This window comes from Spirochaeta cellobiosiphila DSM 17781 (genome assembly GCF_000426705.1).
GTDB lineage: Bacteria > Spirochaetota > Spirochaetia > DSM-17781 > DSM-17781 > Spirochaeta_E > Spirochaeta_E cellobiosiphila.
Genome location: NZ_KE384554.1, coordinates 694043 through 717294, shown reverse-complemented (window position 1 = coordinate 717294; position 23252 = coordinate 694043). Strand labels below are relative to the sequence as shown.

At 38.1% G+C, this 23252-nt stretch carries 21 protein-coding genes; 11 read left to right on the top strand and 10 right to left on the bottom strand.

The features are described from left to right. Positions 1–58: 58 nt before the first annotated feature. On the top strand, positions 59–2821 hold the full coding sequence (locus K345_RS0110155; RefSeq protein WP_028974059.1) for a glycoside hydrolase family 3 protein: 2763 nt from the start codon (positions 59–61) through the stop codon (positions 2819–2821). Between the two features lie 35 nt (positions 2822–2856). On the opposite strand, the gene K345_RS0110150 is transcribed toward K345_RS0110155, so the two are convergent. The 3 genes from K345_RS0110150 to K345_RS0110140 are packed head-to-tail and all read right to left on the bottom strand — an operon-like array spanning position 2857 to position 5153. Further along, on the bottom strand, positions 2857–3549 hold the full coding sequence (locus tag K345_RS0110150) for a DnaJ domain-containing protein (protein WP_028974058.1): 693 nt from the start codon (positions 3547–3549) through the stop codon (positions 2857–2859). 32 nt (positions 3550–3581) lie between these two features. After that, positions 3582–4481 carry a YitT family protein gene (locus tag K345_RS20615; protein ID WP_053228203.1) on the bottom strand — a complete coding sequence of 300 codons (900 nt, stop codon included), beginning with the start codon at positions 4479–4481 and terminating at the stop codon, positions 3582–3584. 3 nt (positions 4482–4484) lie between these two features. Next, entirely contained in the window at positions 4485–5153 is a 669-nt protein-coding gene (locus K345_RS0110140) for a LysE family translocator (RefSeq protein WP_028974057.1), read from the bottom strand. Positions 5154–5655: 502 nt separating this feature from the next. Between K345_RS0110140 and K345_RS22355 the strand changes: the two genes are divergently transcribed. The 4 genes from K345_RS22355 to K345_RS0110115 all read left to right on the top strand — a co-directional run bounded on the left by K345_RS22355 (position 5656) and on the right by K345_RS0110115 (position 8666). Continuing rightward, positions 5656–6039 (top strand): Fur family transcriptional regulator, encoded by a 384-nt coding sequence (locus K345_RS22355; RefSeq protein ID WP_083963718.1) that lies wholly within the window; start codon positions 5656–5658, stop codon positions 6037–6039. Continuing rightward, positions 6032–6838, top strand: coding sequence for a metal ABC transporter ATP-binding protein (locus K345_RS0110125; protein WP_083963717.1), 807 nt, complete (start codon positions 6032–6034; stop codon positions 6836–6838). Before K345_RS22355 ends, K345_RS0110125 begins: the two co-directional genes overlap by 8 nt. Further along, a complete protein-coding gene (locus K345_RS0110120; RefSeq protein WP_028974055.1) occupies positions 6823–7650 on the top strand; it encodes a metal ABC transporter permease in 828 nt (275 codons plus the stop codon). The genes K345_RS0110125 and K345_RS0110120 overlap by 16 nt, the downstream gene beginning before the upstream one ends. 284 nt (positions 7651–7934) lie before the next feature. Beyond that, positions 7935–8666, top strand: coding sequence for a ferredoxin--NADP reductase (locus K345_RS0110115; RefSeq protein ID WP_028974054.1), 732 nt, complete (start codon positions 7935–7937; stop codon positions 8664–8666). Positions 8667–8733: 67 nt separating this feature from the next. Here K345_RS0110115 and trhA read toward each other — a convergent pair whose 3' ends face one another. Then, the gene (trhA, locus tag K345_RS0110110) at positions 8734–9396 is read right to left on the bottom strand and encodes a PAQR family membrane homeostasis protein TrhA (protein ID WP_028974053.1); all 663 of its coding nucleotides are present in this window, start codon (positions 9394–9396) and stop codon (positions 8734–8736) included. A gap of 140 nt (positions 9397–9536) precedes the next feature. Between trhA and K345_RS0110105 the strand changes: the two genes are divergently transcribed. From K345_RS0110105 to K345_RS0110095, 3 genes are all read left to right on the top strand, one after another. Beyond that, on the top strand, positions 9537–10535 hold the full coding sequence (locus K345_RS0110105; RefSeq protein ID WP_037571735.1) for a metal ABC transporter substrate-binding protein: 999 nt from the start codon (positions 9537–9539) through the stop codon (positions 10533–10535). A gap of 275 nt (positions 10536–10810) precedes the next feature. Beyond that, positions 10811–12322 carry a threonine ammonia-lyase, biosynthetic gene (ilvA, locus tag K345_RS0110100; RefSeq protein ID WP_028974051.1) on the top strand — a complete coding sequence of 504 codons (1512 nt, stop codon included), beginning with the start codon at positions 10811–10813 and terminating at the stop codon, positions 12320–12322. A gap of 11 nt (positions 12323–12333) precedes the next feature. Then, positions 12334–13032, top strand: a complete 699-nt coding sequence (locus K345_RS0110095) for a pseudouridine synthase (RefSeq protein ID WP_169714797.1) — start codon at positions 12334–12336, stop codon at positions 13030–13032. Between the two features lie 8 nt (positions 13033–13040). On the opposite strand, the gene ygiD is transcribed toward K345_RS0110095, so the two are convergent. The 3 genes from ygiD to K345_RS0110080 are packed head-to-tail and all read right to left on the bottom strand — an operon-like array spanning position 13041 to position 14917. Then, the gene (gene ygiD, locus K345_RS0110090) at positions 13041–13805 is read right to left on the bottom strand and encodes a 4,5-DOPA-extradiol-dioxygenase (RefSeq protein WP_037571732.1); all 765 of its coding nucleotides are present in this window, start codon (positions 13803–13805) and stop codon (positions 13041–13043) included. Positions 13806–13854: 49 nt separating this feature from the next. Next, entirely contained in the window at positions 13855–14400 is a 546-nt protein-coding gene (locus K345_RS0110085; RefSeq protein ID WP_028974048.1) for an NADPH-dependent FMN reductase, read from the bottom strand. Positions 14401–14458: 58 nt separating this feature from the next. Continuing rightward, positions 14459–14917, bottom strand: a complete 459-nt coding sequence (locus tag K345_RS0110080; protein WP_028974047.1) for a MarR family winged helix-turn-helix transcriptional regulator — start codon at positions 14915–14917, stop codon at positions 14459–14461. Positions 14918–15070: 153 nt separating this feature from the next. Here K345_RS0110080 and K345_RS0110075 point away from each other — a divergent pair, with 153 nt between their 5' ends. Continuing rightward, positions 15071–15541: a YbaK/EbsC family protein gene (locus K345_RS0110075; RefSeq protein ID WP_028974046.1), complete on the top strand. Its 471-nt coding sequence runs from the start codon at positions 15071–15073 to the stop codon at positions 15539–15541. A gap of 2 nt (positions 15542–15543) precedes the next feature. On the opposite strand, the gene K345_RS20605 is transcribed toward K345_RS0110075, so the two are convergent. The 3 genes from K345_RS20605 to K345_RS20600 all read right to left on the bottom strand — a co-directional run bounded on the left by K345_RS20605 (position 15544) and on the right by K345_RS20600 (position 18871). Beyond that, positions 15544–17970, bottom strand: coding sequence for a heavy metal translocating P-type ATPase (locus K345_RS20605; RefSeq protein WP_053228200.1), 2427 nt, complete (start codon positions 17968–17970; stop codon positions 15544–15546). 9 nt (positions 17971–17979) lie between these two features. Continuing rightward, the gene (locus tag K345_RS0110065) at positions 17980–18279 is read right to left on the bottom strand and encodes a metal-sensitive transcriptional regulator (RefSeq protein WP_028974045.1); all 300 of its coding nucleotides are present in this window, start codon (positions 18277–18279) and stop codon (positions 17980–17982) included. Positions 18280–18367: 88 nt separating this feature from the next. After that, on the bottom strand, positions 18368–18871 hold the full coding sequence (locus tag K345_RS20600) for a MarR family winged helix-turn-helix transcriptional regulator (protein WP_037571729.1): 504 nt from the start codon (positions 18869–18871) through the stop codon (positions 18368–18370). Positions 18872–19050: 179 nt separating this feature from the next. Here K345_RS20600 and K345_RS20595 point away from each other — a divergent pair, with 179 nt between their 5' ends. Both K345_RS20595 and K345_RS0110050 read left to right on the top strand, forming a co-directional pair. Then, positions 19051–20928, top strand: a complete 1878-nt coding sequence (locus K345_RS20595) for a glycoside hydrolase family 15 protein (protein ID WP_211227876.1) — start codon at positions 19051–19053, stop codon at positions 20926–20928. Then, on the top strand, positions 20921–23104 hold the full coding sequence (locus K345_RS0110050; RefSeq protein WP_028974044.1) for a bifunctional alpha,alpha-trehalose-phosphate synthase (UDP-forming)/trehalose-phosphatase: 2184 nt from the start codon (positions 20921–20923) through the stop codon (positions 23102–23104). Before K345_RS20595 ends, K345_RS0110050 begins: the two co-directional genes overlap by 8 nt. Positions 23105–23252 lie beyond the last annotated feature (148 nt).

The following is a 23252-nucleotide window of genomic DNA, read 5'->3' as shown; positions in this document are numbered from 1 at the left end:
CATAAAATCATTACAATAGTTGATGATAACAACAAATGAATAACTATGGAGGACTCTCTTGAATCCCTATTATTTAGATCTTGATAAATATGCTGAATTAGCTCGTGAAATAATTGCTGAGGGGATTGTCTTATTAAACAATGAAGATAACATATTGCCTCTCAAAAAACAGACACGACTGTCTATCTTTGGACGGAGTGTTTTTCATTACTACAAATCAGGTTTGGGTTCTGGTGGGCTAGTTAATACTCGCTACACTATTGGTATAAAAGAAGCTTTAGAAAAAGAAACGGACCTTATCATAAATCAACAATTGATGGACCATTATAGCCAATGGATTGAAGAGAATCCTTTTGATGAAGGAGAAGGTTGGGGGAAAGTTCCCTGGTCTCAAAAGGAGATGCCCCTTAGTGATGCGCTTGTGAAAGAAGCAAGGGAACAATCTGATGTGGCCATAATTGTCATTGGCAGAACTGGTGGAGAAGATCAGGACACTAAGAATGAACCGGGAAGTTATCGCTTAACTGATGTGGAATTGGACATGTTAGATAAGGTGCACAAACATTTTACTCAAACCATCATCCTTCTTAACACAGGTAATGTGATAGATATGTCATGGGTAGACAAATACCATCCCAAAGGGGTTCTCTATGTGTGGCAAGGTGGTCAAGAAGGGGGATATGGCGTCGCTGATATCCTATCAGGAAGGGTCTCTCCCTCTGGCCGGCTCAGCATGTCCATTACCAAAGAAGTAGAAGATAATCCGGCTCACAATAACTTTGGTAGCCTGGAAAGAAATATCTACGAAGAAGATATCTATGTAGGGTATCGGTATTATGAAACATTCGATAAAGATGTGATTCGCTATCCTTTTGGGTATGGCTTATCATATACAGATTTTTCCATAAACGATTTTTCTTTTGATGTGAATCAAAAAACTGTCCTTGCAAAGTGCAAAGTTCATAATATCGGGGAGGCTCCTTCCAAAGAGGTTGTTCAAATTTATTGTGAAGCTCCTCAGGGACGTTTAGGTAAACCAGCCAAGGTCCTGGTCGATTTTGGTAAAACAGAAATCATTCCTGTCAATGGATCTGTTGATATGGAGTTTTCTATTCCCTTTGATCGTTTTGCTTCCTATGATGAGAAGACCTCAGCCTATGTTCTCGAAGAAGGCAGGTACCGCTTTTATGTAGGCTCTCATATCCGGGCAACAGAATTAATAGGAGAATGGACGAGTCCTTATACGGTTGTTGAACAATGGGAAGAAGCCTGTGCCCCTGTTGTTGCTTTTGATAGACTTAAAGCAATAAGTAAGAATGGCGTCCTTACTCCTGTTAAAGAAGCAACCCCCTTAAGAAAGGTTAATCTTGATGAGCGTATTTCTTCTCAAAGACCAGAGGAACTGGAGTACCTGGGTAATAAAAACAACAGCTTAACCGATGTACTGAATCATAAAATTGGATTGGATCAATTCATTCAGCAACTCAGTGATGAGGATTTAGCTTGTCTTGTGAGAGGAGAAGGGATGTGCAGCCCCAAAGCCACTCCCGGAGTGGCCAGTGCTTTTGGTGGTCTCACTAAGGGATTGCGGGAAAAGGGAATTCCTGTTGCCTGTACGGCAGATGGACCTTCCGGTATCCGAATGGATTGTGGGACGAAAGCCTTTAGTTTGCCTAATGGAACCCTTATAGGTTGTACCTTTAATGAACGACTCTTAGAAGAATTATTTGAAATGCTAGGTAAGGAATTACGTAGAAATAAAATTGATACTATCTTAGGTCCTGGATTGAATATTCATCGTCATGTATTAAATGGTCGTAACTTTGAGTATTTCTCTGAAGATCCTCTGCTAACAGGGCGCTTAGCCTCTGCTGAATTAAGAGGTCTTCATAAGTCTCAAGTGACTGGTACCATTAAGCACTTTGTCGCTAATAATCAGGAAGCAGGCCGACAAACAGCTGATTCTGTGGTATCAGAAAGAGCTTTACGTGAGATTTACCTTAAGGGATTTGAAATCGCTGTCAGGGAAGGGCAGGCCCGTTCTGTTATGACTTCCTATGGACCTGTCAATGGTATCTGGACAGCTAGTAACTATGATTTATGTACGCAAATTCTCAGAAAAGAATGGGGTTTTAAGGGCATTGTCATGACAGATTGGTGGGCGGCTTTGAACTTTGAAGGTGAACCGGCTTCCCGCTCCAATAGTGCCGCCATGGTGAGAGCTCAAAATGATTTATATATGTGCGTCAATGATGCTGAGTCTAATTCCGGTGGTGACAATACGATCAGTATGCTTGAGGAAGGAGTTATTACACGATCTGAGCTTCAGAGAAATGCTAGAAACATCCTTGGATTTATCCTTAATTCCTTGTCTATGCTTCACTATACAAATGCTATTTCCAAGGAAGAATTAGAAGGTCTTAATAGCGAAGAAGATGATGAATTTGATCCTTCCTCTTTAGAATATCACTATGGTGAAGGTCCTGAATTGATCGTCGATGCTTCTGTAATATCAACAAACAAGGGGCAGCATGAACTGTTTGGTATTTGTTTAGCCATTAATGGTACCTATGATCTGGTAGTTAGATATAAGTCAGATTTGACCGAATTAGCTCAATTACCTATAAGTCTGTACATTGATAATGTCAATAAAGGAACTATTAGTCTTAATGGGACTCAAGGTGAGTGGAAGGAAGCCGTACATCATATTGGGCATTTGTTTGGACCTAATCACTTTATTAAGCTGTATTTTGGAGTCACAGGTCTGAAGTTAGATAATCTTAAATTTCAATTGGTTGAAGAAACAAAACCTTTTGGTTAATGATGAGAGCCGTTGGTTTCTCAGCCAACGGCTTATTATTGAGATTTAATAGCTAGAATTTGGTCTTTAAAAGTAAAATCCGGAAACTCGATGAGTTCTCCCTTTAACCAATTACTCAAATAATACAGATAGTGGGCTGAATGACGGCAGGCTTCAAAGAAACATTCCTGATAAGACCGTTGCCAATAGGGAATGTATTCCATTAATTGTTTATCACTCATCTGTCTCAACTTTTTATCTATACGTCTACGTAGATCATAGAAGTAACTTTCTAAGGCCATTTTACTGGGATGAGTGTTGGGAAAAGGGTCTCTGAAGGTCACAGGTGATAAGATCCATAGATCTAAAAAGAAAAGCATTTCAACAAATTTTTGTCCAAGGGTTTTTCCTTTAAACTTCCATATCAATTGATTCGCACTAAGATTATGGAGTATATCTTCCATATCCCACAGATAGACATTCATGAGTTGGTCGTATCTAATTTGATTATCCAACTCCTTAACAGGAATTGCTTGCTTCTGGTTACGAAGGAGATAGTCATATTGTTTCTTTTGTTGAGCATCAGAAAGGACTTCATAAGCTTCGGAGATCAATAAATAACGACTTTTATCATAGTCTTTGTCACTTGTGTCAGGATGATATTGTAAGGCTAATTTTTTAAAAGCCCTTTGTATTTGGTCCTTTGTTGAACCATAAGGAATTCCTAATATTTGATAATAATTATCCATACGACTTTACCTATTGATAATATTATACTGCCTTATTCGTTCTTTTCATATACCCACTTATATCTATGACGCAGACCTTTATTCCAATATCCCATTATCTCCGTTGAAGGGGCTACTGTGACGAAAGCTTCGGGGTCAATATCATAAATGCCGTCTTTGATCTTGGCCAATCGCAAACCTGGGATAACAGAATAGATGACACGAGTTTCTTTCCTCTTATACGCCCCTTCTCCTTTAAGAAGAGTCGCTCCTCTTCCTAGCCTTACAGTAAGAAAGTCCGCGATATCTTCCCATTTTTCAGAGACAATAAAGAGAGATAAACGGGTTTCAAATCCCTTCATCATTCTGTCGATCACTGAGGACCCAATGAAAACACCTATCAAGGAGTATAAACCTTTATAGGCTTCAAAGATAAAACAGCTGCTAATAATTATAATAAGATTAAAGAAGAAAAGTGTTGTCCCCAGGTTTATGGACAGTTTTCGTTTGGCAATAGCTCCTATAATATCTGTTCCACCAAAGCTGGCTCTATTTCTTAAGACCAATCCCATTCCTACACCATTAAGGGCTCCTCCCACAATGGCTGCGAGTATATCATCTGGAACAAAGAGCCATCCTTGTAAGTCCTTTGTAAGATGGAGAAATAGGGTGTAGGAGAAAAGACCAATTAAACTAGATAAGGCAAAGGGCATATCAATATACAAAAAACCTAATAAGAATATGGGGATATTGAGAAGGATTAAGATAAGTGCCGGGGAAAAGTCCCATAAATAATTTCCTATGAGGGCTATTCCGCTTAAACCTCCTGATAGGAAGTGATGGGGGATAAGGAAAACATTAAGTGCAGTAGCTGAAACTAAACCACCTAATATGATATAGACAAATCTTTTTAGGTAGACATGTAAACTGGGGATATCTTGAAAAGATAGCAATGGTCATTCTCCCTTCTTATTTGTAACAATATAATTTTTGATGATCTTATATAGCCTCGAAAGTCCATAGAAGATCAGGAGCAAACTTACACCTATATTAAGAAAAGGAACAATCCCCATTGGAATAAATTGGCCAAGAAAAAATAAAACTATAGATAAGAATAAAAAAGTAGCCCCCCCAGCTCCAATACCAAACACAACAAGCTCATTTTTGCTTAATTGTAGCTCTACAGCTTTGGTAGCAAACACAGCTGTCCAAAAGACAATAGTCAAGGGACTGGAAATGGTCAGAACAAAGGTTGTGATAAAGGGCTGAATCAAGGAAGTCATTTTCATTAAGTTTTGATCTTCAGAGAGAGGGGTATTCATAGTACCAACAAAAAAGTAGATTCCAAAGATAATGAGTATAGCAGAACCTATAGTTCCTAATACCAATTGTCCTCTTTTTGTATTTAATAAGCGACCCAATCCTAAGATAGCTGCGGTTATAAATAGATAATCTACGATTGTCGCTGCGACTATCCCTGCTAAACCAAATATAAAACCATTACTTATTGTTATGTTAAGAAGCAACAGAAATACAGGTCCTATAGAAAATTGGAGTATTAAACCTGTTAATAGGCCTTTCCATAATATTGATATGCTTTTGTTAATCCTACTTTTTTCAACCATAAATAGAGGCTACACGATTCTTAAAGTATTGCATAGTAAAAAATAAGCGACAGTAGATATCCTGAATATTTAGATATCCCCGCTGCCGCTCTATTCTTTCCAGCCCTAACGACTGGTTTTTATTCAATGACATTGAACTTAGGTGTAAAAAACTCGAAAACAGATAATGACTTACTTCTAACCTCCTTTATATCAAGAATAATTTTCTCTACAATAGGGTGGCTCCATGATCGGCCTCCTTTATCACCTTGTTCATAATTACTATTACAAATCATGTGCCAAGATTGGGTGATAGTTAATAAATCCTTTTAATATATAACTATAAATAGATTCTTCCTTCTCTATCAGTTTTTTAAATAATACAATAATGTAGGTTGATGTTTGTAGTGATACATAATGGTTGAAAATTGCTCTTTGTGTTGTTTTAGTGATGCGAATAGTTTGCAAAAACGGGCTTGTAAAGCTTGATAATGATATATGAAATGGTTATATTTCATCCATTATGACAAGAAAACGACAAATGTTATTAGACATTATAAGTGCTTCTAGTACTCCCTTGAATGCTCAACAAGTTGTTGATCAGACACAGGGCATAGTAGATCAAGCTACTGTTTACAGAGGATTGAAGTATCTTGAAGAGAATAACATGATTACATCCTTTGTTTTTGATTGTGATGATAGGGGCGTAGAACGTTACTATAATGTGTCTGGTAAGAGCAGTCATCATCATTATATGCATTGTGAAGGATGCCATCAATTTTTTCCCTTCTCCCATTGTATTGGAACAGAGGTTCTAGGTGAAATTCAAAAAGAATCTGGTTTTCAGGTAACAGAACATTATCTGACTTTAAAAGGTTACTGTAAGGAGTGCCAACTCCATGGATAATAGTTTGTTATGTTACGGGAAAACCTGTGACCATCCTCCCGTTCCTCATCGCCCTGCCTTAAATGTATCAAAAGTGAATTATCAGTATGACAAAGGTAAAACGGTTCTTGATGATGTTAATTTTTCCATATTACCTGGTGAGAAAGTAGCTCTTGTAGGACCCAATGGAGCAGGAAAATCTACCTTGATGAAGCTGATTATCGGTTTAGAGGCTGTTCAAAAAGGGGACATTAATATCTTTGGTCACAAAGCACATACCTGCAAGCATCGTGTCGCGATGGTCCCTCAAAAAAGTTCTGTTGATTGGAGTTTTCCTGTTACGGTACGCCAAGTTGTGACTATGGGTCGTTATGTTCATTTAGGCTGGTTGAAAAGGCCTAATAAGCGTGACAAAGAAATCGTTAGTGAGGCCCTTAAAACAATGGAAATCCTCGATCTGGCAGAACGTCAGGTAGGGGAGTTGTCAGGAGGTCAGCAACAGAGAGTTATGCTGGCTAGAACCTTAGCTCATGATGCGGATCTTCTTCTCATGGATGAACCACTTAATCATGTGGACATCGCCACCCAGGAGCTAATGTTTCATACCATAGAAAAATTATGCCAAAATGGTAAAGCTGTGCTCATCAGTACTCATGATTTAGGGATTTTAACAGTTCACTTTTCTAGAGCTCTCTTTTTGGATAAGACCATTATTGCTGATGGTCCTGTTAAAGAAGTACTCACTCCTCAGAATATTGCAAAAGCCTATGGGTTTGAGTTTCACAAACAAAAGGAGTTAACACCATGGTTGAATGGATAATGGAACCACTTAGTTATGGATTTTTTCTAAGAGGTTTAGGAGCCGGGTTAATTGTAGCTTTAGCCTGCGGTGTGCTTAGTGCTTTTATTGTCTGGAGGGGAATGGCCTTTATTGGAGATGCACTAGCTCATGCTGTTCTTCCTGGAATAGTCCTATCAGTGATGTTAGGTGTTCACATCTTGGTTGGCGCTTTGATAGCGGCCTATATCACCGTATTAGCCATTGGTAATCTTACTTCAAAGGATTCCTTTAAGGATGATACTGCTATTGGTGTGATTTTTGCCGGTGCTTTTGCCTTGGGAATACTTTTAATCAGCAAGATTGCAAGCTTTCAGGATTTATCTCATATCCTTTTTGGTAATATCCTGGGAGTTAATAAGATCGATCTAATTATTATTTCTGTTATAGCTATTATTGTAGTGTTAGCCGTTATTTTATTCTTTAAAGAGCTTCTTGTGACTAGTTTTGACTCTGCTCATGCCATCGCTATAGGTATTTCTCCCCAGCTTCTGACTTATGGCTTACTAATACTAATAGCGTCCACAACGGTTATTGCTACTCAAACAGTGGGTGTTGTCCTTGTAATGGCATTGTTAGTTACTCCAGCAGCTACCTCTTCCTTGTGGGTAAAGGAACTACATAAAATTATTATCATTAGTATCATACTGGCTATTCTGGCTATTGTTACCGGTTTTTATGGAAGTTACTATTTTGACCTTCCTGCGGGAGCATTAATTGTCTTAATCCTAACCAGCTTTTTTATTATCTCCTATATAAGTGTAGGAATTAATAAGAGATTCCTGAATGCATAACAAAGTTCGTCAAAAAAAAACGGGAGTAATTGTTGACAATTGCTATAATGTTTAATTATTGTTAACATAGGTTAATTAAATAAGAGTAAAGCAAGCATAGGTTTTGAAACGTCACATTTCACAAACTTTTTTGTAAGTATCCTTTTTAGGTATCAGCTGCTTTAAGCTTGCAAAGTAGCTGATGCCATTTTATTTAATAAAATTCACTACAAGCCCTTTAAAATTTAATATATTAAAATAATAATAGACTAAATTGGTAATATTAGTGTTTAAGGAGAGTAATGATGTCTACACTTTTAAATAGACCCGCACCTAAAATGTATGAAGTAGAATTGATAAAAATAGTAAATGAATACGATGAAGTGTATAGCTATTACTTCAAGTCTAATGAATCAATTCCTTTTAAAGCAGGTCACCATACCCACTTGGTAGCTCCTAATGTAGAGATCGAGAGAGCCTTCGTTAGACATATGTCTATAGCTTCTACACCTAAAGACAATGAAATTGTTTTTAGTATGGATTTATCTTCCCAAAGTCCCTATAAGCTTCAATTCAGAAATGCCAAAGTCGGGGATAGGACTAAGATCTTTAAATTCGGTGGTGATTTCTTATTAGATATGGAAAAGCTTCGTTCCAAAGTTGTGTACATAGCGGGAGGTATAGGTATTACGCCCATTAGGTCTCTCATTCGTCAGGCAGAACAAGAAAAACTTGATATCCAACAAGAGTTAATCTATGTGGGTAAAGGTTACATGTATACACAAGAGCTTGATGATTATGGTTTTCCTATCAAGAGAATCAAACGTCCTGACGTTCCTGATACCCTTAAAAAAGCAGCTACTGAAAAACCAGATGCCTTGTTCTATATCTGTGGTTCTGTGAGCTTTATTGATGCGATGAGACAGCAGTTAATAGATTTTGGTATTGGAGTAGATAGTATTATTGTTGAAAATTTCACCAAAAATAAAAAACCTGAAGAGCTGGGAGAAAACGAAATACGTATTAAGAGCTTATAAGGTAAGATCTATAATAACTGAGTTAATTCCTCGAGAGAATTAACTCAGCTCTATCCCTTAATTGTGATTAAATGTAGTAGTAAATCCCAAGGAAGAAACAAATATTTCCTCCTAAAACAAAGAGATGCCAAATCCCATGATAGTAGGGTATCTTTTTCATAGCATATACTATCGTTCCCAAAGTATAAGTGATACCACCAGCCATAGCATAGGTTAAAAACCGTGGATGTACATGGGAAGCTACTTGATTCCAGCCGATAACGACAAGCCATCCCATGGCAATATAAAAGAGCACATGAAAAATCCCGAATTTTCCCCAGAATAATATTTTAAGGATCATTCCCAAAAAAGCTAACGTCCAGATAGTGGCAAATATACTCCAACCCCAGACACCTCCCATAGCGATTGTAATAGGAGTATAAGTACCTGCTATCATCAAGTAGATAGACATATGATCAAATATACGCATCAAACGCTTTCGATCACTAGGTTCAAAAAAATGATAGAGAGTCGAGCTCGTGAATAGGATAATAATAGTGAATCCATACAGAATATAGCCTAAGGCGGTACCTGTATCGCCAGTATGATAACCTTTTTTAGCTAAAAGAATTAAAGCAACTAATCCAAAGACCATACCAATAGCATGAGACCAAGCTGATACTAGATCTTCCTTGCGATTATCATAGCTATGAAGAGTTATGTGTTTATGTAACCAAGTTTCCTGTTCCATAAGAATGATATTACTGAGGGAATGATAATAAGGCAATGTTAATCCCCAAAATAAATATGCGAATAATTTGCAAAAATGTATTGACCATTGATTCGGAGCGCCTTATATTCGTGTTAATAATTATTCCAAGAGGTATTAAGGTGAAAAGAATATTCTTATCTTTTATTCTGATGACTATGATGGTTTTCTTTAGCTTCGCAGGGGGAGCTAAGGAACAGTCTGGTAATATATCTGTTGTTACAACAACAAGTATTGCAGGTGATGTTGTATCACAGGTCGTTGGTGATAAAGTAGAACTTACTATTCTAATGAAACGAGGGGCTAACCCTCATAGCTATGAACCAACTCCAAAAGATATGGCTGCTGTTGAGTCTGCTGATGTTGTCTTTGTTAGTGGCGTAGGGCTTGAAGAAAGTTTGCTTGAATCTTTAGAGAATGTTAGTGCTAATGTTATGTCCTTATCTGACGGCGTTGATATTAATACAGATTTTGAAGACCATGATGAAGATGAACATGATCACCATGATGAAGGTGAAGATCATGATGAAGACGAACATGAGCATCATGAAGAAGAGCATCACCATCACCATGCAGAAGGGGATCCACACGTATGGATGAGTCCTATCAATGTTATTGTATGGGTTCAAAATGTTGAAAAGACTATGAGTGAATTAGATCCTGCCAATTCCGATTACTACGCTGCTAATGCAGATGCTTATATTGAAAAACTATATGCAGTAGATAAAGAAATTCAGGATGCCTACAGTGCCATCCCAGAAGCTGATCGTGTATTGATTACAGATCATGATGCCTTTGGATACTATGCCACTAGATACCATCTGAGTGTTATTGGTACTGTTGTGAGCAGCTTCTCAGATAATTCTGAGTCTTCTGCAAAAGATTTAAAAGATCTTGTGAATATCATGGAAGAGCACAAAGTGTCTGCCTTGTATTTAGGTAATACTTCATCTGACAGTGTTAAGGATCTAACAACGACTTTAAAGAACGAGTTAAGTTATACCGTTGATATAAAAGAACTTCTTACTGGGTCTCTAACAGAAGAAGGTGGCGATGCTGATAACTATCTTGATTTCTTAAGATTCAATACAAAACAAATCATTGATGGATTAAGTAAATAATATCCGTTCTTGTTCCATAAGAAGGGGCTGTAACTGTAGTAATACCAGTGGCAGCCCTTTTTTTATCTTCTTTCTACGGTCTTACTATGCCTATTAACGAAAAGTCCTCATAGAACTAAATCTCGAAAGGCCCTTTCGAGATTTTTTAAAGGACCAGTAAAAAAAATTGAAAGGGCCTTTCGAGAATATTTAGGGGCGCTCTTATATGGTAAAAGCCTCTTTACCGTCTTAGGTGATCCCTTGTGTATTTCTTATTTTTTAACAATAATGTCTCAATGAATATTAACTACATAAAGAAGATTCTTAGTGCCTTTGTTTATGATGTGGCCATTCAAACACCCATAAGTAAAGCTAAGTTCTTGTCTGAGCGTATAAACAATGAAATTCTTCTTAAGCGTGAAGATTTACAACCTGTCTTTTCCTTTAAAATACGGGGAGCCTATAATAAAATCATTCAATTAAGTGAAGTAGAAAAAAAATCTGGTGTTATCGCTGCGTCTGCAGGTAACCATGCCCAGGGAGTCGCTCTGGCAGCGCGCAATATTGGTATTAAATCAGTTATTGTCATGCCCATTACCACTCCAGAAATAAAAGTTCGTTCTGTAAGATCCTTTGGGGGAGAGGTTGTCTTGTTCGGAGATAATTTTAATGCCGCCTATGAGCATGCTCGGGAGTTACAGAGAGAGCATGGTTATACTTTTATTCATCCCTATGATGATCCTGATGTTATTGCAGGACAAGGTACGGTAGGATTAGAGATCACCCGTCAAGTCTCTTCCCTTGATTACATTTTTGTCCCAGTGGGGGGTGGGGGATTATTAGCAGGTATTGCTACTTACATAAAATTCATCAATCCCGGGATAAAGATCATTGGAGTGGAGTCGGAAGATTCCGCCTGTCTCACTGAAGCTTTTAAGGCTAAGGAAAGGATTGTACTCGACCATGTGGGAATCTTTGCAGATGGGGTTGCAGTAAAACAAGTAGGGGAAGAGACCTTCAGGCTCATTAAGGATAATGTGGATGGCACCATAACAGTCAATACAGACGAAATTTGTGCAGCCATTAAAGACATTTATGATGATACCAGATCCATAGCAGAACCAGCAGGGGCTTTGGCTTTAGCAGGCTTAAAAAAGTATGCAAGTGAGAATAAGCTTGTGAATCAGAAGATGATAGCCATCTTAAGTGGTGCCAATGTTAACTTTGATCGTCTACGGCATATATCTGAAAGAACAGAGATCGGAGAAAAAAGAGAAGGCCTTTTCGCTGTTCAGATACCTGAAACTCCAGGTGCTTTTAAAACCTTTTGTAATGTCTTAAAAGATAGAAACATCACTGAGTTTAACTACCGCTATTCTGATCCCGACAGGGCTATGATTTTTGCAGGTGTCCAACTGGATGATCCTGTACTGGGGCGAGAACATATCATGGAGGCGCTTGAAACGCAGGGGTATAAAGTGGTTGACCTGTCTGAAGATGAGATCTCTAAGCTCCATGTACGGTACATGATAGGCGGTAAGGCTCAGCATATGGCAAATGAGCACTTATTTACCTTCGAATTCCCAGAGAGGCCAGGGGCATTAGCTGATTTTTTGAATGGTCTTGGGTTTAGATGGAATATCTCCTTGTTCCATTACAGAATCCATGGAGCTGATTATGGAAGAGTTCTCCTGGGGATACAGGTGGATAAAAAGGACTTACCTGAATTGAAAAAATACCTCGATTCTACTGACTATAACTTTACAGAAGTCAATGACAATGTGTCCTATAGTCTGTTCTTAAAATAGGAACCCCAGTGTTGAGATCCTCTTTTTCTATTGTGTATGAAACACAACAGGAGCTTGTTGTATTTAAACCTTCCGGCATGGCTTCTGAGTTATCTAATGATGTGAAGAATGCTTCCTTATATAGTCAATTAAAACTGGCTGGATATACCAAGGCTAACGGCTTGCCCCATCGTTTGGATAGGGTAACCTCTGGCCTTATATTGGTGGCAAAGACCAAGGAAAGTTTGGCCTATCACAATAAGAATATTCAGGAAGGGAATGTCCATAAATATTATATCGCCCGTGTGACAGCCAATGAGGGCGTAAAGGTAGACGACCTTCTTGGGACCCATGTTGCTCACTTAAAAACAGAAAAGGGATCTGCCAAGATTGTTCATAGTGGTGGTAAAAAATCAGTCATGAATATTCTTGGTATTGAACCTTGTATCAATAGCAAGAAAGGCAGAAAAGAATACCATGTCCTTATAGAATTAATAACAGGCCGTTTTCACCAGATTCGCGTTATGTGTCCCTCACTGGGAATCCCTTTGACTGACGATTATAAGTACAATCAAAGAGCTTCGTCGAAAACAGATAACTTCTACCTTGATTGTTTTCTGTTAAAATATGTTAGTTATGATACGAAAGAACCCGTAAGGGTTATGAATATTAACCCCTTACATCAAAAGACAATATCACCACATTTGATTGAAATGATGAAGAGATTATAAGACTTCACTTATTCAAAAAGATAACTAGTCATGGATAAGGACCCCATAATGGAGGCTTCATTGAAAATATTGATGCGGTCCTTAGTATCTGTTGCCCCCATCACATAGAAGAGAGGATCCAGGTGATCCGGGGTAGGAACGGACAATTGAGCCGCTTTTCCCAGGGACTGATAATCAATAATATTGTCGATCTTATGGCTTAAAATAGAATCCTTTATGTAGTTATCAAAGGCAAAATTCCAGTCATATCCCTTGTCTTGCTGACCAAAGTCTACCAACCTTAAATTATGGACAATGTTGCCCGATCCAATGATGAAGATACCCTTATCACGGAGATGACGTAATTCTCTACCCATTTGATATAGTTCCTGGGGGGTGGCATTGGCGTTGACACTAACTTGTACTACAGGAACGTCTTTTTGAGGATACATATGGACCAGAACAGACCATGCTCCATGATCGATACCCCAGTCATTACGTATCTGTACAGGTACGGACAAAGATTCACGTATGAGTTTCGTGAGTTCTCCATTACCCTTTGGGGTGTAGTTGATATTGTATAGTTCTTCAGGAAATCCATACATGTCATTGATTACTTTGGGATGTTCTTCATCTTGAACAAAGAGCCCCCTTGTGTACCAATGGGCCGATATCATCAGGATGGCTTTGGGTTTAATTTTTTTTCCTAATTGCTTCCATTCTTCTGTAAAAACATTATGTTCTATAGCATTCATAGGGGATCCGTGACCCACAAATAAGGCTGGCATTCTCATAGTATGGCTCCTAAAGACCAGCTTATACAGCTGGCCTTAATAGAATATGTTATTTAATATTAGATTCGATTTCTGCTGCTAATTTGTTAACATCACCTTTTACGTAATCAGCCTTTAATTGACCTTTTTCGTCAATAGCTTCCCAGATTGTGTTAACACCAATTTGAGAACTTACAGGTTTCATTCCGAGGAATTCTACAACAGGCTTAAGTTGATCAATCGCAAGTTCAGCACCATTTCCACCATAACCGACAAATCCTACTGGCTTTTCTGACCATTCTTTCATTAAGTAATCCAGGGCATTTTTAAGAACTGGTGAATATCCATGATTGTATTCTGGAGTTACCAAGATGAATCCATCTGCCTCGGCAATGGTTTTACTCCATGCTTTTGTATGATCTTCTGTATAACCATCAGCCATCATTGGGGGAACTGGTTCATCCATGAATGGAAGATTTACATCTTTAAGATCTATGAAATCGAATTCCAATTCACCAGAATAGGAACCTAACTGACTCATTACATAATCTGCCACCGCTTTACCTGCACGGTTTGTTCTAACACTACCTAAAATTACTTTGACATTCTTTGCCATTATATTACTCCTCTTGGCTATCGCCCTATATTCTTTATATTTCATCACCCTAAAGGGCTTATTGATTTTCTCTTATCTTATCGAGTGTTGTTGATAATAATTCTGCTTCACTCTCATCTATATTATTCTCAATCACTTCTTGGATTTTCCAGACTAGTTTTCTGGATTTCTTATAGATATCCTTTCCTTCATTTGTGATGGTAATATCCACCTTGCGTCTATTTTCCGGACATACATTTCTAGTAACCAAGCCTCTTGATAATAATTTATCTATGATCCTGGTCACATTACTTGATCTTTGTATCATCATCTGTTGAAGCTCTGACACTGTCATCGCTTCCTCTTTCGCTTCATACAAACTACTTAATATATTAAATTGCGGCTCAGACAAATCCATTGGCTTTAAAGCCTGATTTACTAATGATACAAACCAGTTAGCCGTATAAAGAACATTTATTATTCCTTTAGACTGTGTGCTTTTAAAGCGTCTGACTTTTATCTCTTCTTGTATGCCCATCTTCATATCCTTGTACTATCAACTGTTGTATGTACATAAGTTAACTGATGTAGGTACAACAGTCAAGTCTTAGTTTATAAAAATACTCAAAATATTTCTAATGACATTAGTGAATAAAAAATTTAGTATGATTCTGTAAGAGGAGAACTAACTATGTCCATAATTAATGCTCGGGAACACTTATCGAAATGGAATAGAGAACAGGATATCTTAGAGTTTGATGTTTCAAGCGCCACTGTAGAATTGGCTGCCAAAGCTTTGAATTGTGATCAGGCACGGATTGCCAAAACCCTTACTTATAAATTGGATAATAGGGTTATAATGATCGTAGCGGCTGGTGATGCCAGGGTGGACAATAAAAAATATAAAGCATTCTTTGAGGCAAAAGCTAAGATGCTTCATCCGGAAGAAGTGGAAACCCTCGTAGGTCATCAAATAGGGGGAGTCTGTCCCTTTGGTGTTAAAAAGGATGTCGAGATATACCTTGATAAATCCTTGAAGAGATTTGATTCGGTATTTCCCGCCTGCGGAAGTTCTCATTCAGCAATAGAGCTAAGTTGCCAGGAACTGGAAACATACTCCGAATCAAATCAATGGATAGATGTGTGTAAAGATTGGCAGTAGGCTTATACTGGTGTATAGCCTGCTTCCGTTACGGCCTTTTTTACACTTTCTTCATCTTCCTGTCCGTCAATAAAGTTGTATAATAATTCACCTTTTTCAAGATTAACGACGGCTTCTGAGATATTGTCCAAGGCATTAACTGCTTTCTCAACTGACATCTTGCAGTGATTACAACTCATACCTTCTACTTTCAATGTGTTTGACATGGTCTTGTCCTCCTTGTTGTTTTCTTTATCTTCCAAGTTTGGTTTAAAGCGCTTTAAACTCAAACTATTCGTTACGACAGATACGGAACTGAAAGCCATGGCCGCACCAGCTATTATAGGATTTAGGAATCCTAAGGCGGCAAATGGTATTCCCACGGAATTGTAAAAGAAGGCCCAGAATAGATTCTGGCGTATCTTTTTCATTGTTTTTTGGGATAAGGCCATTGCTGTACCGATTTCTGTAAGGTCTCCGCGCATCAAGGTTATATCCGCACTTTCCATAGCCACATCTGTTCCCTGTCCCATGGCAATCCCAATGTCTGCTGTAGCCAGAGCTGGAGCATCATTGACCCCATCACCTATCATGGCCACTTTCATTCCTTGTTTTTGAAGTTTTTTTACCTCATTTGCTTTTTGTTCTGGCAATACCTGGGCTATGTACTCATGGATACCTGCTTTCTTTGCAATGGCTTTTGCTGTTAATTCATTATCTCCAGTGAGCATGATGGCCTTTATTCCCAGGTTTTGAAGTTGTTTTATAGCTTTAGTAGAGGTGCTTTTAATGGAGTCTCCTATGGTTATTAACGCGATGACCCCCTTGGGATTTGCTAAGAGAATAGCTGTAGATCCATTAGCTTCCTTTTCCTGTTTAAGGGAGATAATGTCATCTGTTGTGATATTGTTTTCTCTTAGGTAGGCTTCTGTCCCTATAAAATAATTCTGCCCTTTATATTTGGCCTTGATTCCTTTACCTGGTTCTGACTGGAAATCTTCTAAACCTTCCGGCTTTTTTGTCCTACCATAGTGAGCCACTATGGCTTGTCCCAAGGGATGTTCTGAATAGTATTCCAAGGCGGCTGCTGTTTCTAGAATATCATCTCCCTTTGTATCACCAACTGGGATCACGTCCTGAACCTTGGGTTTTCCTTCTGTTATGGTTCCCGTTTTATCAAGAACGACCGTATCGATATAGCCAATATTCTGTAGGATTTCTCCATTTTTAATCAGAATTCCCTTTGAAGCCCCAATACCTGTTCCTACCATTATGGCTGTGGGTGTTGCTAAGCCTAAGGAGCAGGGACAGGCAATAACTAATACTGATACTGCGGCGATAAAGGCATGAGTGGAATCTCCTATGATTAGCCACCAAACTAGAAAGGTTAATAAGGCAATAAGGAGCACTACCGGGACAAAGATGGAAGCTACTTTATCAGCCAGCTTTTGGATCGGCGCTTTTGAGCCTTGTGCTTCTTCTACAATAGTAATGATTCTGGCTAAAACAGAATCTTTTCCGACTTTTTCCGCTGTAAAAGAAAAGGAGCCATAACTATTAATGGTTCCACCAAGGACTTTATCACCGGTCTTTTTTTCGATAGGTAAGCTTTCTCCTGTTAGTAGACTTTCATCAACTGCAGAGGCCCCTTCTGTTATCCTTCCATCAACGGGAATACGTTCTCCTGGCTTTATTAAGACAATATCTCCTGGTACAACGTCAGATAAGGGGATTTCCATTTCCTCACCCTTTCTGGATACTCGGGCTGATTTGGGCTGGAGGCCCATTAATTTTTTTATAGCTTCTGATGTTTTGCCTTTAGCAACGTTTTCCAGGTATTTCCCGAATAATACAAGAGTTATGATGATAGCTGAAGCTTCGAAATATAGACCCGAACTGGGATGTCCGAGTAGGGGAGCTATAAAACCATTATAGATGCTAAAGAAATACGCAGCTGAAGTTCCCATGGCTACTAATACATCCATACCCGGATTCAATGCTTTTAGTGTTTTAAAAGCTCCTATATAAAACCTTTTACCTATCCATAGCTGTACTGGTGTAGCCAATACTAATTGTACTATGGGGTTATGGAGGAACATGAGGGCCTTAATATTAAAAAGGCCGGCAAACATTGCCAATAATAAAGGCGCACTAAGAATAGCAGAGATAAGAGTATGCCATTTTAGTTTGCTTAATTCTTTGGCCTTCTTTTTGTCCTGTTCTGATTCTTCTCCTTTTACTATAGGAGAAGCTCCATAACCGGCGTCTCTGACCGACTTTATGATATCATCAATATTTGTTGTTGAGGGATCATAACTGACTGTGGCTTTTTCCGTCGCGAGATTGACCGAGGCCATGTCAATACCTGTACCCTTTTTGATGCCTTTTTCGACATGGTTTACACAAGCGGCACATGTCATACCCTGAATGTCTAACTGTACTATTTCCATATCTCAATCCTATTTTGTCATTTTGCTAATTGTATTAAGAAGCTCGTCTACTACTTCTAGTTGTCCCTCTTGGATCTGGTGTACAACACAGCTCTTAAGGTGGGCTTCGAGTAAGCTATTCTTGACTCCGTTAATCGCTGATTCCACACTCATAAACTGGTGAAGGATATCATCACAGTAAACATCTTCATTAATCATCTTGGCGATGCCTCTAATCTGTCCCTCGATTCGGTTTAGTCGATTTACCATCTTTTCCTTTGTCTCATAAGGATGATGCGCTTTTCTTTTTACCTTTAAATCTGAACTCATATAGGATACCCCCCTATCCTAAAAGTTAGGGGGCAGAGTCTTATAAGTCAATGGTTAATTATGAGAATATATAGAAGGATTCATTGGATTAGTCTTCTAGATAGGCAGATATTTCCCTTGAAGATGCTGATATGGGACCACTCATTAATACAGGTTGAGAAGCTATTTTGTCGGCATTCATCATGGCTGCAATACGTTGTAGGGAAGAAATGAGCATTCCCTGTTCCCAGTCACTTAACCTTTCAAATTGTGTGGTAAAGTCCTCTTGCAGGAGACCAGGATTGGTTTTGAGTATCTCAATTGATTTCTCTTCTAGTTTTATATTTACTTTTCTTTTGTCTTCACTGCTACGAATACGAGACACAAATTTCTGCTTTTCTAATCTGTCTAATATACTTGTAACAGTAGCCTGACTAAGACTGACATTGGCTGCCACTTTACCTACTGTTTGTTCTGGTGATTTGTAGAATTCCTTCAATACAAGTAACTGAGGTCCTGTTAATCCATACTTCTTTGCTAATGTCTTAGAGTGGAGATCTATGGCTCTAATGATCTGTCGTAAAGTTGTAAGAATTTGTTCGCTTGTATCCAATATATAACTCCTTATATAATTTAAAAAATTAACTGGAAATATCCTTCCATCCTAGTTGATAATGAACCTAGATAGATAAAAGTCTATTTTGTTTATAGAGATTTCTATATTATATTTAGTACACTATATAATTTTACACAAGGTCGAATCTTTAATTTCAACCAAATGAGGTGCATATTTTGAACAATGGTATTATCAATCCCCTAAAAGGTCTTAATTATGGTGTTGTCGGTAATGGAATATCAGCAGCATTGATCTCCCATGAGGGAAATGTAGACTTTCTCTGTCTGCCCCATTTTAATTCTCATGGGGTATTTGCCTCATTGCTGGATAAAGAAAAGGGTGGTACTTTTAAGATCATCGTATCTTCTGATTACAGCATTAGTCAAAGATATTTACGTAACACTAATATTCTCGTTACGGAATACCGCAGTGCAGAAGGGAATTTCAATGTAATTGACCTTATGCCACGCCATAAAACACCTGACGGTCATCACTGTCCCTCTGAATTGATAAGATACATTAAGTACAAAGGCGGAAAGCCACGATTTAGGGTCATGTACTCTCCTCAATTAGGATTTGGGCAACATCCCACACATAATGAAAGTAAAAAGAAGTTCATTAAGTCTTATACAGAAACTGGAACTTATGAATCTATTTATCTTTATAGTAGTATTGATCATCAGAAAATTTTGAACTCTGAAGAAATCCTTCTGGAAAAGGATGAGTACTTTGACATCAGTTATAATCAGAAAATCTTAAATGTATGTATGGATTCCATCTATCTGGAGTACTATAAGACAAAAGTCTATTGGCTGGATTGGGCAAATCGAACGGTATCTTTCAAAAAATATAATGATGAAATCATCCGTTCTGCTTTAGTTTTAAAGCTTTTGACCTTTCAGAAAACAGGAGCCATTATTGCAGCGGTAACAACGAGTCTGCCCGAAACTGTAGGGGAGGAGAGGAATTGGGATTATCGTTTTTGCTGGATAAGAGACGCTTCTATGATTATTCAAGTGTTATTTCAATTGCGTCATTATGATGTTGCTCAGCGCTTTCTTCAGTTTATAATCAATGCCATCCCTTATAAGGATGAGAAAGTACAAATTATGTACGGGATTAGAGGAGAAAAGCAATTAACAGAAAAATCTCTTGATTGGCTTGCAGGATATAAGGATAGCAAACCTGTACGAATTGGAAACGGAGCTTATCATCAAAAGCAGAATGATATCTATGGAGTCCTGTTAGATGTTATTTATAGGAATTTTAAGTACTTTGGGACGCAAGTTGAGAATGCCGAGGATTTATGGACCATAGCTAGAAGTCTGGTGAGAACTGTATCCAAGAATTGGATGAAAGAAGACATGGGAATATGGGAATTCCGATCTCAGAAGAGACATTTCGTCTTCTCAAAGGTGCTCTGTTGGGTCGCTATAGATAGGGGGGCTAAAATTGCTGAGCTTCTTGATATGAAGGAGTACTACAAGGAATGGAACCTTCTGGCTGATCAGATTAAAGAAGACGTTCTTCAAAATGGATGGAATGAAAATCTGCAATCCTTCACCCAGGCTTATGAGAACGAGGTTCTTGATGCAGCAAACCTCATGATGGCCCCATATGGTTTTATTGATCCTAAGGATCCTAAATATGTAAAAACAGTAATTCAAACAGAAAAGCGTTTGTGCCGTAACGGACTTATGTTCCGGTATAAAAACAAGGACGACTTCGGAATGCCTAAAAGCTCCTTTACCGTGTGTACCTTTTGGTTAATAAAAGCTCTGCATCAAATAGGAGAAAAAGAAAAAGCTCAAAAGTATTTCGATCAAATTTTACAAGAATCCAATCATTTAGGTTTATACTCGGAGGATATAGATTTTGAAACCAAGGAATTACTTGGGAACTTCCCTCAAGGATATTCTCATCTTGCTTTGATCGATACAGCTATCACACTAATGGATAATGAGCTTTCAGCTGAAGAAACAATGCTGGACAATTTAGAGAGAACTCAAACAACTACGGATATCTTGGAGGATATAGATAAAGAATATGAGTAAAATAATTTTTGTATCAAATCGATTACCAATTACAGTTAATTTAGAAGATGATGAATATCAAATATCAGAGAGTATAGGAGGTCTGGCCACAGGTTTAAAAGCTTTTCATAATGATAGCAACAATATCTGGATGGGTTGGCCTGGTTTAAAGCAGGAAGAGATAGCCGGCCGTGAAGCTGACCTTTCCCAAAAATTAGAGAGTCAATATCGTTATGTTCCAGTCTATCTTAATCAGGAAGACATGGATTTATACTACCAAGGTTTTAGTAATTCAACCTTGTGGCCTCTTTTCCATTATTTTCCCAACCTAACTACTTTTGAAGAGAGTTATTGGGATGGTTACATTAATGTTAATCAAAAATTCATGAATGCCTTGGATAAGGTGTTAGAACCGGGAGATACAGTCTGGATTCATGATTATCAGTTGATGCTGCTTCCTGGAATGGTAAAGGATAAGTTTCCTGATGTTAATGTTGGGTATTTTCTTCATATCCCTTTTCCTTCTTTTGAATTGTTCCGCTTGCTTCCCTGGCGTTCAGAATTACTTGAAGGCCTGCTAGGCTCTGATTTAATAGGTTTTCATACTTATGACTATGCCAGACATTTTTTATCTAGTGTTCGCCGAATATTAGGGTATGAACATGATATGAACTTCATAAAGTTTAATAATAGAAATGTTAAAGCTGATGTATTCCCTATGGGAATTGATTACGATTACTTTTCTAACGCTGTGTATAATAAAGAACTTCAAGATGAAATCAATGAGATGATGTTGAAAACCCAGAAGACACAGGTGATTTTATCTGTGGACCGTCTCGATTATACCAAAGGTATTCCAGGGCGTATTCAAGCCTACGCTAGGTTTTTGAAGGATAATCCTAATTATCGGGAGCATGTTACAATGATCTTAATTGTGGCCCCTTCCCGTACTCAGGTTGATTTATATTCTGATCTTTTAAAGGAAATACAGGAATTGGTAAGCGAAACCAATGGAGAATATGGATCCTTAGGCTGGGTTCCTATTTGGTATTTCTATAGAACCTTTAGTCAAGACAACCTTATAGCTCTGTACAAGACAACAGATGTTATGATGGTTACTCCCCTTAGGGATGGTATGAATCTCGTTGCCAAAGAGTTCATAGCCTCCAGAGGGGATCAGTTGGGTATGCTAGTGATTAGTGAGACAGCAGGGGCCTCCAGTGAGCTAGGAGAAGCGGTCGTTGTTAATGCTAATAACTTAAAAGAAACTGCACAGGGAATCAAAACGGCCCTTGAAATACCTAAAATTGAGCAGATGGACCGCAACAGTATCATGCATAATCGTCTGAAGAGATATGATATTCATCGTTGGGCAAAGGATTTTCTAGACAAACTTGCCCAACAAGTGAATAAGAGTGAGGATCAAAGGGTTCTCTTTCTCAATAAAAAAGAGAATGAAAGATTACTGGACAAATACAAGAAAGCCAAAAAAAGACTGGTTTTCCTTGATTATGATGGCACATTAGTTGGATTCAAATCTAAACCTAATCTTGCTGCACCGGATGAAGAATTAATAAATCTTTTAACAAAGCTTAAGAGTGATGACTCTAATCATATCGTTATAATCAGTGGTCGAGATAAACATACTCTTGAGAAATGGTTAGGACATTTAGGTGTAGATTTAGTAGCTAGTCATGGATTATGGCTTAAGGAAGCCAGTGAAAATCAATGGCATCAGACAGAAGTCCTGGATAACAGTTGGAAGGATGAGATTCGACCTTTGCTGGAAGTTACCATGGATAGAACACCAGGTAGTTTGATTGAGGAAAAAGAATTTTCCCTTGCCTGGCATTATCGTAAATGTGAACCTGAGTTAGCCCAGATACGTTTGCGAGAGTTAAGGGATACTTTATTGACTCTTACAAGTTCAGGTCACCTTGGAATGTTAGAAGGTAATAAGGTCCTGGAGATTAAAGATACCACTATCAATAAGGGACGTACTGCGGGACACTTCCTTGCTTATGAAGAATTTGATTTTGTATTAGCTGCTGGTGATGATACAACTGATGAAGATTTATTTAGTGTTATCGATAAGTCCCAGTATACCATCAAGATTGGCAAAGGTGATACACAGGCTCGGTACTATTTAAATACGAGTGAAGACTTTAGAGCCTTACTAAATAACTTGTCTGAATGATAATTTAGTCTAGTAAATATTAGACTGCTATATAGTTTTTATGCAAAAACCCCACTAAATTACCTTATTTTGGCGGTATATGTGGGGTTTTGTCTTTTATTTTCTCCAATACTGTTGACTGTTCTTTGCTTATTAACTTAGTATTCTA